We start from the raw sequence: 15,602 nt of genomic DNA, 5'->3' as shown, positions 1-15,602 counted from the left end.
TCGGTCGTTGCCCCCTCAGTCGGCCAGGCGCTCCAGGCGCAGGCCGCGGGTGCGCACGGTGTCGATCCGCAGGGCCTGCACCCGTCGGTCCGCCCCGCGCTCCAGGGTCAGCGCCCCGCACATCGAGGGCGATCCCTTCTCCTGCCAGCCCAGCACCCCGTCCGACCAGGGCTGCAGCAGCAGCGTGTGCCGGCCATACGGTCCCAGCACGTCCAGGCGCAGCTGCTCGCCGTCCAGGCGCAGCAGGGCCGTCGCGGCCAGGTCCGGCGCGCGGTAGCGGCCCAGCAGGCCGCGGCCGAGCTGTGACGCGACGGGCGGCGTGGCCGGCAGGCGCTCGAAGCGCTCGACGCGGCCGGCTTCGCTGATCTCCAGCGTGGCGGGCGGCTCGCCTTCGCGCGCCAGCGCCGCGGCGGGCAGGGCGATCGGACCCAGGGCCAGGATCTCCAGCTCCACCTGCAGCATGGCGCCCTGGGCGTGCAGCGGCACGGGCGGCTTGTTGAGGACGCGCGCCGCCAGCCGTCCGTCCGCCGTGCTGTCGAAGCCGACCACCAGGCCCGACGCCGGCGCCCGGTAGCGGGTGCCCAGCATGGGGCGGTACGACGCGCCAGCGGGTTCGCCCGCTGGCGCGGCGAGCAGGGCATCGCCCAGCACGGTGTCGATGATCTGGTAGGCCAGCGGCACCGGGTCGAGTTCCGCGCCGTTGTTCAGCGCGACCACGTCCAGCGCGTGCGCCGGCACGGTGATCATCTGGCTCGCGCCGCCGACCACGCCGCCCGCGTGGTGGATCACCTCGACCCCGCGGTAGCGGCCCAGCCTCAGCCCCAGCCCATAGGGGATCTCCAGGCCGTTGTTGAGCCGCGCGGGCGTCAGCATCTGGCGCCAGCTCGCGTCGCTGCCGACGCGCTTGGGGCCGCGCAGGTGCGCCAGCCAGCGCAGCATGTCGTCGACGGTGGAGATGATGGCGCCTTCGCCGCCCACGTCCTCGGGCGGCGAGATGCCGCGCCGCCAGCCGCCGCCTTCTTCGGCGGGCACGGGCTCATGCAGCGTGGCCATGCCGCGATGGATCTCGAAGTCGCTGGGCGCCACGGCGCTGTCGTGCATGCCCAGCGGCGCGAAGACGCGCTCCTTGAGGAAGTGCCGGAAGGACTGGCCGCCGACCCGCTCGACGATGAGCGACAGCAGCTGATAGCCGCCGTTGCAGTACATCATCATCTCGCCCGGCGCGAAGTTGGCCCGGCTCTGGCGCATCTGCGTGTCCAGCAGTCCGCCCTGGGGCTTGAGGGTCCGGTCCCCGTCGGCGAGGAAGCCGACGTCCAGATAGCAGCGGTAGCCGCTGGTGTGCTGCATCAGCTGGCGCAGGCTGGGCTCGCCCTGCAGCGGCGGCAGCTCCGGCAGATAGCGGCGCACGCCGGCATCGAGGTCCAGCAGGCCGTCCTCGGCCAGCAGCAGCGCGGCCAGCGCGGTGAAGTGCTTGCTGGTCGAGCCGATGCGCATGCGCGTCCACGCCGTATTGGCCACGCCGTGCTCCAGGCTGGCCATGCCGACGCCGCGGCGGTAGATCGCCCGGCCGTGCTGGGCCACGCCCACCACCAGGCCTGGCGCATCGCTGCGATTGACGCCGTCGAGCAGGGCGTCGAGCGCCGCGCGCAGTTCGGGGCGGGAAGAGGGCTCGCTCATCGGGTTCTCCTGTCGTTCCATGGGTTCTCCAGTCGCTCAGCATTCGTTCGGTCCGTCGGACCGCCGTTCGAAGCGCAGCCCGCGGCTGCGCAGCGTGTCCAGTCGCCAGCAACGCACGCGCCGGTCCGCGTCGCGCTCCAGGTTCAGCACGCCCAGCGCCGGTTGCAGTCCCAGCACGTCGTCGGCCCAGACCTCCAGGTCCAGCGTCTGCCGGCCGTAGGCGCCGACCAGCTCCAGGCGCAGACGTTCGCCCTCCAGGCGCAGTCGCGCCTGGGCCGCCATGTCCGCGCACTGGTAGCGACCCAGCAGCCCGTCGCTGACGGCACGCGCGCCGGGCGGCGTGGCCGGGAGGCGCTGGTAGCGCTCGGCATGGCCGCCTTCGCGGATCTCCAGCGTGGACGGGGCCTCGCCGTCGCGCGCCAGCGCGGCCTTCGCCACGCTGATCGGGCCGATCGCGATGGCGTCCAGGTCGATCTGCAGCCGCTCGCCGTCGTCCTTCAAGGGCAGCGGGGCATGGTTCAGGAAGCTCAGGCCCAGCCGGCCGTCCGGCGCTTCGGCGAACGCGGCCACCAGGCCCGAGCCCGGCGCGTGGTAGCGCGTGCCCAGCATGGGTGTGAACGCGGTGCTGGCGGCTTCGGGCGTGGGGGCGTCGAGCCGGGCGTCGCCCAGCACGGCGTCGATGATCCGGTAGGACAGCGCCGTCGGCGAAACCGGCGCGCCGTTGGTCATGAGGATGATGTCCAGCGCCTGCGCGGGCACGGTGATCATCTGGCAGAGGGCGCCGTTCACGCCGCCGGCGTGGTGGATCACCTCGACGCCGCGGTAGCCGTGCACCATCAGCCCCAGCCCGTAGGGAATCTCGGTGCCGTCGTTGAGCCGGGTGGGCGTCAGCATCTGGCGCCAGCTCGCGTCGCGGCCGACGACGCGCCGGGGGCCGCGCAGATGCGCCAGCCAGCGCAGCATGTCGTCGACGGTGGACACGATGGAGCCCTCGCCGCCCACGTCCTCGGGCGGCGAGATGCCGCGCCGCCAGCCGCCGCCTTCCTCGGCGGGCACGGGCTCGTGCAGCGTGGCCATGCCGCGGTGGATCTCGAAATCGCTGGGCGCGAGCGTGGTGTCGTGCATGCCCAGCGGCGCGAAGATGCGTTCGCGCAGGACATGCCGGAAGGGCAGGCCGCTGACCCGCTCGACGACCAGCGACAGCAGGTGGTAGCCGCCGTTGCAGTACATCATCTTCTCGCCCGGCGCGAAGTTCACGCCCTGCTGGCGCGCCTGCGCGTGCAGCGCTTCGCCCTTGGGCTTGCAGGCGGTCTCGCCGTCGGCCAGGCAGCCGATGTCCAGGTAGCAACGGTAGCCGCCGGTGTGCTGCATCAGCTGGCGCAGGCTGGGCTCGCCCTGCAGCGTGGGCAGTTCCGGCACGTGGCGGCGCACGCTGGCGTCGATGTCCAGCAGGCCGTCCTCGGCCAGCAGCAGCACCGCCAGCGCGGTGAAATGCTTGCTGGTCGAGGCCAGGCGCATGCGCGTCCACACCGTGTTGGCCAGGCCATGCTCCAGGCTGGCCAGGCCGAAGCCACGGCGGTAGAGGGCGCGGCCCTGGTGGGCCACGCCGACGACCAGGCCGGGGGCGTCGCTGCGGTTGACCGACGCGAACAGCGTGTCCAGCGTCGCGCGGAGCTCATGGGGAGAGGCGGGGTGGCTCATGGGGGTCCAGGCGCTCACGGCGTGCGATGGCCGCGGGCGAGTTCGGGATGCACCGCATGGACGGTGCGGACATAGGGCTGTTCGGCGACGAACATCAGCCAGGCCCCCAGCACGAAGCCCGTCGTGCCCAGCGCCGCCGCCAGCGCCAGCAGCCCCGCTGGCGAGGCGCGCAGCAGGTCGGAGGCCAGGCCCACCAGCACCGGGCTCAGCGAGCTGATCACCACGGTGACGGCCGTGCCCAGCGCGATCACGCGCGAGCGCAGCGCCTCGGGGGTCATGTCTTGCAGCAGCGTGGGGATGAGCACGCTGCCGGCGATCAGCGACGCCACCTGGATGCTCAGCAGCACATACAAAGTGGAGGCCTGGCTGGCCAGCGGCATGGCGGCGGTCGCCAGCGCGGCCACCACGGAGCCGACGCTGATCACGCGCACCGGCAGGGCCACGCCCAGCCGGCCGCCCAGCAGCTTGGCGCCCGCGGCGCCGGCCAGCGCGCCCACGGCCGTGCCGAGCAGCGTCGCGAGGCCCGTGCCCTGCCCGACGTCGGCGATGGACGCGCCGAAATGGCGCGTCGCGATGATGGGCAGCCAGGTGCTGGTGACAACCACGCCCAGCGTCGCCAGGCCCACGCCGCCGAACACCGTGGCCATGGTGTGCCCATGCTGCCGCCGGTAAGGGCGGAACGGGGCCAGCCGCCCGGGCAAGGCGTCCATGGGCTGCCTGTCGGCGCGCCAGGGATGCAGCCGGATCAGCAGCACCGCCAGCGCCACCAGCGGGCCCGGGATCGCGACGGCCAGGAAGGCCAGCCGCCAGGGCTCCAGCCCCTGCCAGGCCACGGGCAGCCAGGGGCGCACGGCGTCCAGGCTCTTCACCATCGCGCCGCTCAGGGTCAGGCCCAGGCCGCCGCCGAAGATGGCCGCCAGCGCGTACACGCCGTTGGCCAGCACGCGGCGGCGTGCCGAGACGATCTGCGGAATCAGCCCGTAGACGATGGGCCCCAGCCCGGCCTCGCCGATGCCCAGGCCCGCGGCCGCGACGAACAGCGTCGTGAAGTCCTGGGCCAGCCCGCAGGCGCCCGTCGCCGCCGCCCAGACCAGCACGCAGGCGGCCAGCATGGCGCGGCGGCCGTAGCGGTCGGCCAGCCAGCCGATGGGCAGGGCCGCGACGCCGGACACCAGCGTGATCGCGGCGCCCTGCAGCAGGCCGATCTGGGTGTCGGACATGCGCAGGGACTGGCGCATCGGCTCGGCCAGCAGCACCAGGATCTGCCGGTCCAGCGCGGCGAACACGGTGGCGACGATCAGCACCAGCATGCCGTAGGCCGCGATCGCGGCGGTGCCGGCGCCAGCGGCGGGCCGGTGCGGCGGCGCGATCGCGTGCGGGAGTTCGGGGGCGGAGCTTTGCATGGTCGAGGTCCGGGCAGGGGTAGCGGCAGGGGCGGGGGCCGGCGACGGGGCGCCGGCATGGCGGGGGCGCGGCGGTGCTCAGTCGGGCAGGCGCTCGAAGCGCAGGCCGCGGGTGCGCACGGTGTCGATCCGCAGGGCCTGCACGCGCCGGTCGGCGTCGCGCTCCAGGTTCAGCACGCCGAACAGCGGCAGCGTGCTCTTCTCCCGCCAGCCGAACACGTCGGTGGAGAACGGTTCCAGTGCCATCGTGTGCCTCCCGTAGGCACCGATCACCTCAAGGCGCAGTTGGCCCTCGTCCAGGCGCAACTCAGCCTGGGCCTCCAGGTCGGGCGCGCGGTAGCGGCCGAGCAGGCCGTGGCTGGCCTCTTCCGCGCTGGGCGGGTTGGCTGGCAGGCGCTCAAACCGTTCGACATGCCCGCCTTCACTGATGTCCAGCGCGGAGGGCGGTTCGCCCTCGCGGGCCAGCGCCGCGGTGCTGACACACAGCGGGCCCGCGGCGATGTCCTCGACGCCGAACTGCAGCACCGAGCCGTTCTCGGTCAGCGGCAGTGGCGGGTTGTTCAGAATGCGCAGCCCCAGCTTGCCCTCGGCCGCCTCGTCGAAGCCGATCACCAGGCCCGAGCCGGGCGCGTGGTAGCGCGTGCCCAGCATGGGCTTGAAGGGCTCGCTGTCCGGCTTGGCCGCGCGCTCGGCGGGCAGCGCGTCGGCCAGCACGGTGTCGATGACCTGGAAGGCCAGCGCCGTCGGCGAGACCAGGGCGCCGTTGCTCATGATGATGATGTCCAGCTCATGCGACGGCACGGTGATCATCTGGCAGGCGCCGCCGATCACGCCGCCCGCGTGGTGCACCACGCCGACACCGCGGTAGGGGTGGACCATCAGCCCCAGCGCATAGGGGATCTCGGTGCCGTTGTTGAGCCGCGCGGGGGTCAGCATCTGGCGCCAGCTGGCCTCGCTGCCCACGGTCTTGGGGCCGCGCAGATGGGCCAGCCAGGTCAGCATGTCGTCGATGGTCGAGATGATCGCCCCTTCGCCGCCCAGGTCCTCGGTGGGGAAGATGCCGCGCCGCCAGCCGCCGCCTTGTTCCTTGGGCACGGGGTCGTGCAGCGTCGCCATACCTCGGTGGATCTCGAAGTCGCTGGGCACCTGCGCGGTGTCGCGCATGCCCAGCGGCAGGAAGATGCGCTCGCGCAGGAACTGGCGAAAGGGCTGGCCGCTGACGCGCTCGATGATGTGCGACAGCAGGTGGTAGCCGCCGTTGCAGTACATCATCTTCTCGCCCGGCGCGAAGTTGACGCAGCTCTGGCGCATCTGCGAGCTCAGCGCCTCGCCCTTGGGCTTGATCGCCGTCTCGCCGTCGGCGAGGAAGCCGACGTCCAGGTAGCAGCGGTAGCCGCCGGTGTGTTGCATCAGCTGGCGCAGGCTGGGCTCGCCCTGCAGCGCGGGCAGTTCCGGCAGGTAGCGGCGCACGCTGGCGTCGATGTCGAGCCGGCCCTCCTCGGCCAGCAGCAGCGCGGCCAGGCAGGTGAAGTGCTTGCTGGTCGAGCCGATGCGCATGCGGGTCCAGACCGTGTTGGTCACGCCATGCTCCAGGCTGGCCAGGCCGAAGCCGCGGCGGTAGAGGGCCCGGCCCTGGTGGGCCACGCCCACCACCAGGCCGGGCGCATCGCTGCGGTTGACGTCCGCGAAAAGGGCGTCGAGTGCGCCGCGCAGGTCGGTGGACGCGTTGGTTTCGCTCATGTGGATCTCCGTTGGGTTAGAGGGTGAGAGGGGCTTTCGCCATGTCCGGGTGCACGGCATGGACGGTGCGGATGTAGGGTCGTTCGGCGACGAACATCAGCCAGGCGCCCAGCGCCAGGCCCGCGGCACCCAGGCCCGCGGAGATCGCCAGCAGGCCCGCCGGGGAGGCCTGGATCAGGTCGGAGAGGGCCCCGACCAGCACCGGGGTGCCCGACGCGATCACCACGGTGACCACCGAGCCCAGCGCGATCACGCGCGACTGCAGTGCCTCGGGCGTCATGTCCTGCAGCAGCGTGGGAACGAGCACGGTGCCCGCGACCAGCGAGGCACCCTGGACGCCGAACAGCACATACAGCACGTCCGCGCTGGGCGCCATGGGCATGGCGGCGGTCGCGACCGTGGCCACCAGCGAACCGACCGCGATCACGCGCATCGGCAGGGCCACGCCCAGCCGGCCGCCCAGCAGCTTCACGCCCACGGCGCCGGCCACCGCGCCCAGCACCACGCCGAGCAGATTGGCCAGGCCTATGCCCTGGCCCACGTCGGCCATGCTGGAACCGAAATGGCGTCCGGCGATGACGGGCAGCCAACTGGCGCTGGCGACCAGGCCCACCGAGGCCAGTCCCACGCCGGCGAACACCAGGGTCAGGGTGCGCCCATGCTGCTGCCAGTAGGGACGAAAGGCCGAGGGCGTGGCGCGCGCCGGCTCGGCCGGAGCCTCGGCGTCGGCGCGCGCCGGATGCAGGCGGATCAGCAGCAGGGCCAGCGCCACCAGCGGGCTGGGCAGGGTCAGCACCAGCAGGGCGACCCGCCATGGTTCCAGCCCCTGCCAGACGGCGGGCAGTAGCGGACGCAGGGCCTCCAGGCTTTCCGCCAGCGCGCCACTCAGGATCAGCGCGAGGCTGCCGCCCAGCATGGTGGTCAGCATGAACGCCCCGTTGGCCAGCACACGATGGCGCGCCGAAACGATCTGCGGAATCAGCCCGAAGACCACCGGCCCCAGGCCGGCCGCCCCGATGCCGACGCCCGCGGTGGCGAGGAAGAGCGACGGAAAGTCCGGCGCCAGCCCGCAGCCCACCGTGGCGCCGGCCCAGACCAGCACGCTGAGCGCCAGCAGGCCGCGCCGGCCGTAGCGATCGGCCAGCCAGGCGATGGGCACGGAGGCGATGCCTGCCACCAGCGTGAAGCCCGCGCCCTGCAGCAGGCCCAGCTGGGTGTCCGTCATCCGCAGTGACTGCCGGATCGACTCCTCCATCAGCAGGATGATGGGTCCGTCCAGGGTGGTGAACAGGCTGGCGACGATCAGCGCCAGCATGCCGTAGGCGGCGATCAGCGTGGTGGCCCAGCCGGTTCTGCGGGCGTGCGGCGGCTGGGCCTGGGGCTGGTGTCCGGGGAGGGAAGTGTCCATGGGGAAGACCTTTGGAAATACAGGCGCCAGCGGCAGGCCGCCGGCGCGGGGACTCAGAACGGCAGGGCCAGCGTGGCGCCGACGGTGCGGGCCGCCTCCAGCGACACCAGGGCGGGATTGCCGGGCACCAGCGGGTCGCGAGCGGACAGCTGGGCGGCGCGGTTGAACAGGTTGCGCACATGCAGGGCCAGGTGCGCGGACTTGAAGTCGATGCCCGCCTGCAGGTCGGTCATCGCATAGGCCGGCAGGCGGTAGGGCGAGGGCAGCGCGCCGGTGGCCAGCGCGCTCAGGCGCTCGCCCACGTAGCGCTGCGTCAGTCCGGCGTAGCTCGCGTACCCGCCCAGGCTGAAGGCATAGGTGGCCGTCAGCGACGCGGAGACGCGCGCGCTGGACGGCAGGCGCGTGCCGGCCCGGGCGTCCAGGCCGGTCGCGTCTTCGCTGAGCTTGGCGTCGATCAGGGCCGCGTTGCCGTTCAGCGACCAGTGCTCGTCCGGGCGCCAGGTCGCCGCCAGCTCCGCGCCCCGCATATGGGCGGCGCCCGCGTTGGTGATGATGGAAACGGCGTTCGCCACCTTGTACTGCTGCAGGTTTTTCCAGCGGATGTCGAAGACGGCGGCCTCCAGCGACAGGCGCTGGTTCAGCAGCTCGGCCTTGTAGCCCGCCTCCAGGTTGATGAGCGTGTCGTGCTGGAAGCTGCTCGGTCCGGAGGGGGCGCCGCTCACCGGGTCGATCACCACGGGATTGGGGCCGCCGGGCCGGTAGCCGGAGGCGCCGCGCAGATAGACGCTGCTGCCGGGCCCCAGCGCGTAGCGCGCGGTCAGCAGCCAGGTCCGGCTGGTCTCGCGCGAGGCCCCCTCGCGCCACTGCGTGTCGTTGTCCAGCCTGTTGTCGTAGTTCTGCGTGAAGCTCTGCCGGTTGCGTGCCACGCGCAGCCCGCCGGTCAGCGCCAGGCCGTTGGCGAACTTCCAGGTGACGTCGCCATAGAGCGCCGCTTCCCTGTAGCGGGCCGGCAGTGCCGCGCTGGACAGGACCTGGCTGGGCGGGCCTTCGGGCGGGGTCGCGGCGGTGAACTGATCGTTGGTGGACTTCTCGTCGTCCCAGTAGAAGCCCAGCAGCCATTCCAGCTGCTTGTCCGACGCCGAGGTCAGGCGCAGCTCCTGCGTGGTCTTGTCCAGGCTGTTGCTGCCGCTGGCGGCGACGCTGCGGAACAGCAGGCCCTGTTGGGCGAGCGACGGCAGATAAGCATCGCTGACGTCGGCCACGGAGTTGGCGCGCACGCGCTGCCGCGAGGTGATCGCGTTCAGGCGCGCCGCGCCGAAGTCGTACTCGAGGTCCGCCGACACCAGGTCGGTCCTGACCCGGTACGGCTCGGCCTCGTACAGGCGGCGCTGGCGTTCGCCGTGCAGGGGCTGGCTGTCCTCGGGACGGTAGTCGACGCTGTCGGCGCCTTCGCGGCGTATGGTCTGCGTCGTGCCGGTGAGCCGCAGCTTCAGGTGATTCGTCGGCGTGAGCAGCAGCGAGGCGCGCAGGCCGCGGGTGTCGCCGCGGTCGCTGTGCCGGCGCCATACCAGCGGGCCGATCGCCTCGACGCTGCCGCCCGCATGCTCGTTGAAGGCCGACAGGCGCAGGCCCGCGACGTCTTCCTTCAGCGGGACATTGATCACCACGCCTGCGTTGTGGCTGAGGCCGCCACCGCGCGTGGCCGAGCTGCCCAGCGTGAGCTTGCCGGACCACTCGGCGGTGTCGGGTTCGTGGGTCACGTACTTCAGCAGCCCGCCCATGGCGCCCGCGCCGTACAGCGTGCCCTGCGGGCCGCGCAGCAGCTCCACCTGCTTGATGTCCAGCAGGCCCAGGTCCAGCGCCATCAGCTGGCCGTTGGCGAAGGGGCCGCTGGAGCCGAAGGCCACGTCGTCCACGTACAGGCCGACGGTGGCGATGGTCTGTTCACCGGTGGTGACGCCACGGATGCTGATCGCGCCGAAGCCGGGGCCCCCGGCGCTGTTGACGTCGACACCGGGCTGGTTGGCCAGGTAGTCCTGCAGATGTCGGGCGCCCTGGCGGCCGAGCTGTTCGGCGTCCAGCACGTTGACCTGCATCGGCACCTCGCGCACCGGCTCGTTGCGCCGGTTGGCGCTGACGAAGACCGAGTCGAGCCGGGTCTTGTCGACCTCGGTCGACGAGTTCGGCGAGGCCGGCGCGTGGCTGAGCGTCCAGGCGTTGCTGCCGGTCTGCACCGCCTGGAGGCCGCTGCCCTCCAGCATCTGCCGCAAGGCCTCGAGCGGCGTGAACTCGCCGTTCACGGCGCGCGTGGTGATGCCGCGCAGCAGCGGGGGCGCGTACACGAGCTGGATGCCGGTCTGATCGACCAGCCGTTTCAGCGCCTGGGCGGCGGGCTGCGCCGGAATGTCCAGCGCGTGGGACGGCGGCGGATCGTTGGTCGCGGAAGCCCGGGTCTGGGCCACGCTGTGGAGGCTGCCCAGCGCGAGCGCGAGGGCAAGGACGAGGGGGGTCATCGAGGGGGTGTGGAGGGTGCGCACCTGGGTCTCCTGGATCTTGTGTGGAGGTCGCCTGGCAGGGCCGGCCACCGCATTGCGCGGTGCAGGTATGACGCACCGCCGCGGACCCTCCCTCACAAGGACAAACCCCTACCGGACGCGGCGGCCGCGGCGGCGCCGAGGGCCTGCCGCGCGGCGACAGGTCGGCGGAGGACTCAGAAGGGCACCGTGAGCGTGGCACCGACGGTGCGCGGCGACTCCAGCACCACGCGCGACACGCTGTCCGACGGCTGCACCAGGGCGTTGCCGCCCGAGAGTTGCGCCGCCCGGTCGAACAGGTTGCGCACGAAGAAGGACAGCTGCACGCGCCTGAAGTCCAGGCCGGCCTCCAGGTCGGTCACCGCATAGCCGGGCAGCGTGTAGGGCGCCGTGCGGGCGTTGCCGCCAAAGCCCGTGCGGCGCGAACTTGCGTAGCGCTGGGTTAGTCCGACATGGCCGGGATGGCCGGCCAGGCTGAAGGCGTAGCGGGCCGACAGCGCGGCGGACAGGCGCGGCGAGACGGGCAGGCGGTCGCCGGCCACCGCGCCCAGGCCCGGCGCGTCTTCGCTGAGCCGGGCGTCGACGAAGGCGGCATTGCCGGCCAGGGTCCAGCGCGGATCGGGCCGCCAGCTCAGCCCCAGCTCCGCGCCGCGCACATGGGCCGCGCCCGCGTTGACGATGGTCGTGACCTCGCGGCCGGTCTTGAACTGTTGCAGGTCCTTCCAGCGGATGTCGAAGACGGCCGCCTCCAGCGTGAGGCGGCGGTCCAGCAGCTCGGCTTTGTAGCCGGCTTCGAGGCTGGTGAGCGTGTCGTGCTTGAAGGTGGCCACGCCGGTGGGTTCGCCGGTGACGGGATCGTTGACGACGGGGTTGGGGCCCCCGGGCCGGTAGCCGGTGGCGCCGCGCAGATAGACGTCGCTGTGCGGGTTCAACGCATAGCGCGCCGTCAGCAGCCAGGTGCGGCTGGTGTCGCGGGATGCGCCCGGCAGCGACCGCGAGCCGCCCACCAGCGGGCCCGAGGTGATCTGCGTGAAGTGCTGGCGGTTGCGGGCCACGCGCAGCCCGCCGGTGACGGCCACGCCATTGGCGAACTTCCAGGTGATGTCGCCATACGCGGCCATCTCCTTGTAGCGCGCGGGCAGGGCGGCCCGGATCAGCTCGGGCCCAGGGGTCCCGTCGACGCGATTGCCGGATGCCAGCTGGTCGTTGGTGGAGGTCTCGTCGTTCGCGTAGAAGCCCAGCAGCCACGCCAGCTGCCGGTCTGCGCGCGAGGTGAGGCGCAGCTCCTGGGTGTTCTTGTGGAGGGCGATGCGGCCGTTGGTCTGGGTGCTGCTCAGCCCCAGCGCGGGCAGGCTCTGCAGGTCGAGCAGGCTGGTGTCCACCTGTTGCTGGCTCACCATTCTTTGCCGGGAAAGGATGGCGTTGATCCGGGCCCAGCCGAAGTCGTACTCGAGGTCGGCCGACAGCAGGTCGACCTTCACCTCGTAGGGCTGAGGCACATAGAGGCGGATCTGCCGGCCGCCCAGCAGCGGCTGGCGGTCGTCCAGGCGGTACTCGACCAGCCCGCTTCCCTCACGGCGAATCGTTTGCGTCATGCCGGTGGCGCGGATCTTGACGCGACTCGTGGGCGTGATCAGCAGCGAGCCGCGCAGCCCGCGTGTGTCGCCGCGATCGACGTGGGTCGCGAACACCCGCGGGCCGATGGCGTCGACCGTGCCGCCGTGGTGGTCGTTGAACGCGGACAGGCGCAGACCCGCGAGGTCTTCCTTCAAGGGCACATTGACCACCGCGCCCGCCGTATGGCCGATGCCGCCGCCGCGCGGCGCCGACAGGCCCAGCGTGAGCCGGCCGGACCACTCGGCGGTGTCCGGCTCGTGGGTCACGTACTTCAGCACGCCCCCCATGGCGCCGGCGCCGTACAGCGTGCCTTGCGGGCCGCGCAGCAGCTCGATGTGCTTGAGGTCCAGCAGCCCCAGGTCCAGCGCCAGCTGCCCGCCGCCGGCGAAGGGGCCACTGGAACCGAAGGCCACCTCGTCGACATAGACGCCGACGGTGTTGATGGTCTGGCTGCCGGTGGTGATGCCGCGGATGCTGACCGTGCCGGCGCCGGGCCCGCCCGTGCTGCTGCGGAGGTTGACGCCGGCCTGGTCGGCCAGGTAGTCCTGCAGGCTGCGCGCGCCCTTGCGGCCGAGTTGATCGGCGTCCAGCACGCTGACCTGCATGGGCACCTCGCGCACCGGTTCGTTGCGCCGGCTGGCGCTGACGATGACCGAGTCCAGCCGTGTCCGGTCCCCGTTCGGTCCGGACGTCGGCTGCGTGGGGCGTATGGTCCAGGCATTGACGCCGGTCTCGACGACCTGCAACCCGCTGCCGTCCAGCATGCGAACCAGCGCCTGGAGCGGCGTGAAGTGCCCGCTCACGGCCTTGGTCGTGAGGCCCTGCACCAGCTCCGGCGAATAGACAAGCTGGATGCGCGTCTGTTCGATGAGCTGCTGCAGCGACTGCGTCGCGGGCTGTGCGGGGATGTTCAGCGCATACGCGGGCGGCGTGGTGGCCAGGGTGGCGGTGCTGCTCTGCGCGCTGCAGGCCAGGCTGGACAGGGCGAGCGTCGCAGCCACGGCGAGCGGTCTCAACAAAGGCTCGTGCAAGTTAGGCACTGTGGAGTCTCCTTCGGATGGGTCAGAACGGGACGGTGAGCGTGAGGCCGGCGGTGCGCGGCGGCTCCAGGAAGACGTAGGCCGCCGTGCTGGTGGCGTACCCGGACAGCTGCGCCTCCCGGTCGAACAGATTGCGCACGAAGAAGGCCAGCTGCACGCGCTTGAAGTCGATGCCCGCCTGCAGGTCGGTCAGCGAGTAGGCCGGCAGTTGGTAGGCCGGGCTCCCGGAGCTGTCCTCGAACCTCGTGAGGCGCGCGCCCACGTAGCGATGCGTCAGCCCCGCGTAGCTGGGATAGCCGCCCAGGCTGAAGGCATACGAGGCCGACAGCGACGCGGAGAAGCGCGCGCTGATGGGCAGCCGCGCGCCGGCTGCCGCGTCCAGGCCGGGGGCGTCCTCGCTGAGCCGGGCGTCGATGTAGGCGGCATTGCCGCCCAGCGTCCAGTGCGAGTCGGGGCGCCAGTTCGCGGACAGCTCCACGCCGCGCACGCGCGCCGCGCCCGCGTTGACGATGGTCGCGACCGTCCGGGCCGGCTTGAACTGCTGCAGGTCTTTCCAGCGGATGTCGAACACCGCCGCCTCCACCGACAGGCGCTGGTCCAGCAGCGCGGCCTTGTAGCCGAGCTCGAGGTTGGTGAGCGTGTCATGCCCGAAGCGGGTGGCGCCGGTGGGCTGGCCGGTCACCGGGTCGGTCACCACCGGATTGGGGCCGCCGGGCCGGTAACCGCTGGCGCCGCGCAGATAGACGTCGCTGTGTCTGTCCAGCGCATAGCGCGCTGTCAGCAGCCAGGTGCGGCTGGTGTCGCTGGACGCGCCGGGCATCGACTGCGAGCCGCCGGCCAGCAGGCCCTCGGAGCTCTGCGTGAAGTGCTGCCGGTTGCGCGCCACGCGTAGCCCCCCGGTGACGGCCAGGCCGTTGGCGAACTTCCAGGTGAGGTCGCCATAGACGGCGATTTCCCGGTAGCGGGCCGGTAGCGCGGCCCTGAACATTTCCTTGTCCAGCGTGCCATCGACCATGGTGGCGGCGGTGCGCTGGTCGTTGGTGGACTTCTCGTCGTCCCAGTAGAGGCCCAGCAGCCATTCGAGCTGCTTGTCCGACTTGGAGGTCAGGCGCAGCTCCTGGGTGGTCTTGTCCAGGGTCACGTGGTTGCTGCCGCGCACGCTGCGCACCAGTTCGCCCAGCTCCTCCAGGATCGGGCGGTCGTCCTCGGTGCTGTCGGTGCGGACGCGGCTTGCCGACCGCTGTCGCGAGGTGATGGCGTTGAAACGAGCCCAGCCGAAGTCGTACTCGACGTCGGCCGACAGCAGGTCGATCTTGATGCGATAGGGCTCGAACTCATACAGCCGGCGCTGGCGGCCGCCGTGCAGCGGTCGGCCGTCGGGCCGGTAGTCGATGACTTCGCCGCTGTCGTAGCGCAGGGTCTGCGTCGTTCCGGTGAGGCGCAGCTTCAGCCGGTTCAGCGGCGTGAGCAGCAGCGAGGCCCGCAGGCCATGGGTGTTGCCTCGGTTGTTGTTCGCCCGCACCACGAACGGGCCAATGGCGTCGATCGTGCCGCCCGCATGCTCGTTGAAGGCCGACAGCCGCAGGCCCGCCACGCCGCTCTTCAGCGGCAGGTTGGCCACCGCCCCCACCGTGTGGCTCAGGCCGCCGCCTCGTGGCACCGACACCCCGGCGGTGAGATGGCCCGACCACTCGGTGGTGTCGGGCTCGTGGGGCACATACTTCAGCAGGCCGCCCATGGCGCCGGCGCCGTACAGCGTGCCCTGCGGGCCGCGCAGCACCTCGATGTGCTGGAGATCCAGCAGGCCCAGATCCAGGGCCTGCGTGGTGCCCAGGGCGAAGGGGCCGCTGGAGCCGAAGGCCACCTCGTCCACATACACGCCGACGGTGCTGATGGTCTGGCTGCCGGTGGTGATGCCGCGGATGCTGACCGTGCCCATGCCCGGACCGCCGTTGCTCTTCACGTTGACGCCGGACTCGTTGGCCAGGTAGTCCTGCAGGTTGCGCGCGCCGCCGCGGCCGAGCTGCTCGGCATCCATCACGCTGACCTGCATGGGCACTTCGCGCACCGGTTCACGGCGCCGGCTTGCGCTGACGAAGACCGATTCCAGGCGCGCCCGTTCCTCGCCTGCGGCCGGCGCGGCGGGCGCGCGGCGCAGAGTCCAGGCGTTCTCGCCGGTCTCCACCGCCTGGAGCTCGCTGCCCTCCAGCATCTGGGCCAAGGCCTGGCGGGGCGTGAAATGGCCGTTCACCGCCCGAGTGACGAGACCCTGCACCAGCTCGGGCGCATAGACGAGCTGGATGCCCGTCTGCTCGATCAGCTGCTGCAATGCCAGCGCCGCGGCCTGGGCCGGGATGGCCAGCGCATGGCCGGGCGTTGCGGCATTCGTGGTCGGCGGGGCGTCCTGCGCGAGGCCGTCCAGGCTGGACAAAGCCAGTGACAAGGCCACGGCGAGCGGGCGTAACAAGGGCTGCTTCTGCAT

Annotated in this window: 8 protein-coding genes; all 8 read right to left on the bottom strand. The window is 72.0% G+C overall.

What is annotated here, in order from left to right; translation table 11 throughout:
- Window positions 1-15 precede the first annotated feature (15 nt).
- The 8 genes from LZ017_RS08210 to LZ017_RS08175 all read right to left on the bottom strand — a co-directional run bounded on the left by LZ017_RS08210 (window position 16) and on the right by LZ017_RS08175 (window position 15,602).
- The gene (locus LZ017_RS08210) at window positions 16-1,698 is read right to left on the bottom strand and encodes a beta-lactamase family protein (protein WP_241396132.1); all 1,683 of its coding nucleotides are present in this window, start codon (window positions 1,696-1,698) and stop codon (window positions 16-18) included.
- Window positions 1,699-1,713: 15 nt separating this feature from the next.
- Window positions 1,714-3,378, bottom strand: coding sequence for a beta-lactamase family protein (locus tag LZ017_RS08205; RefSeq protein ID WP_241396131.1), 1,665 nt, complete (start codon window positions 3,376-3,378; stop codon window positions 1,714-1,716).
- A 14-nt stretch (window positions 3,379-3,392) separates the two neighbouring features.
- Window positions 3,393-4,781 carry an MFS transporter gene (locus LZ017_RS08200; RefSeq protein WP_241396130.1) on the bottom strand — a complete coding sequence of 463 codons (1,389 nt, stop codon included), beginning with the start codon at window positions 4,779-4,781 and terminating at the stop codon, window positions 3,393-3,395.
- A 78-nt stretch (window positions 4,782-4,859) separates the two neighbouring features.
- Complete coding sequence (locus tag LZ017_RS08195; RefSeq protein WP_241396129.1) at window positions 4,860-6,521, bottom strand: beta-lactamase family protein; 1,662 nt, start codon at window positions 6,519-6,521, stop codon at window positions 4,860-4,862.
- Between the two features lie 16 nt (window positions 6,522-6,537).
- A complete protein-coding gene (locus LZ017_RS08190; protein ID WP_241396128.1) occupies window positions 6,538-7,929 on the bottom strand; it encodes an MFS transporter in 1,392 nt (463 codons plus the stop codon).
- A gap of 53 nt (window positions 7,930-7,982) precedes the next feature.
- On the bottom strand, window positions 7,983-10,466 hold the full coding sequence (locus LZ017_RS08185) for a TonB-dependent receptor (protein WP_241396127.1): 2,484 nt from the start codon (window positions 10,464-10,466) through the stop codon (window positions 7,983-7,985).
- Between the two features lie 173 nt (window positions 10,467-10,639).
- Window positions 10,640-13,081, bottom strand: coding sequence for a TonB-dependent receptor (locus LZ017_RS08180; RefSeq protein ID WP_241396126.1), 2,442 nt, complete (start codon window positions 13,079-13,081; stop codon window positions 10,640-10,642).
- 61 nt (window positions 13,082-13,142) lie between these two features.
- Complete coding sequence (locus LZ017_RS08175) at window positions 13,143-15,602, bottom strand: TonB-dependent receptor (RefSeq protein WP_241396607.1); 2,460 nt, start codon at window positions 15,600-15,602, stop codon at window positions 13,143-13,145.

This window comes from Pelomonas sp. CA6, from assembly GCF_022549225.1.
Taxonomy (GTDB): domain Bacteria; phylum Pseudomonadota; class Gammaproteobacteria; order Burkholderiales; family Burkholderiaceae_C; genus Roseateles.
This window is presented reverse-complemented; position numbering and strand designations above follow the sequence as displayed.

Bases quoted from the DNA above. Each gene is read 5' to 3' on its own strand.
- LZ017_RS08175 (WP_241396607.1), bottom strand. From the start codon at position 15,602: ATGCAGAAGCAGCCCTTGTTACGCCCGCTCGCCGTGGCCTTGTCACTG.
- LZ017_RS08200 (WP_241396130.1), bottom strand. From the start codon at position 4,781: ATGCAAAGCTCCGCCCCCGAACTCCCGCACGCGATCGCGCCGCCGCAC.
- LZ017_RS08195 (WP_241396129.1), bottom strand. From the start codon at position 6,521: ATGAGCGAAACCAACGCGTCCACCGACCTGCGCGGCGCACTCGACGCC.
- LZ017_RS08210 (WP_241396132.1), bottom strand. From the start codon at position 1,698: ATGGAACGACAGGAGAACCCGATGAGCGAGCCCTCTTCCCGCCCCGAA.
- LZ017_RS08190 (WP_241396128.1), bottom strand. From the start codon at position 7,929: ATGGACACTTCCCTCCCCGGACACCAGCCCCAGGCCCAGCCGCCGCAC.
- LZ017_RS08205 (WP_241396131.1), bottom strand. From the start codon at position 3,378: ATGAGCCACCCCGCCTCTCCCCATGAGCTCCGCGCGACGCTGGACACG.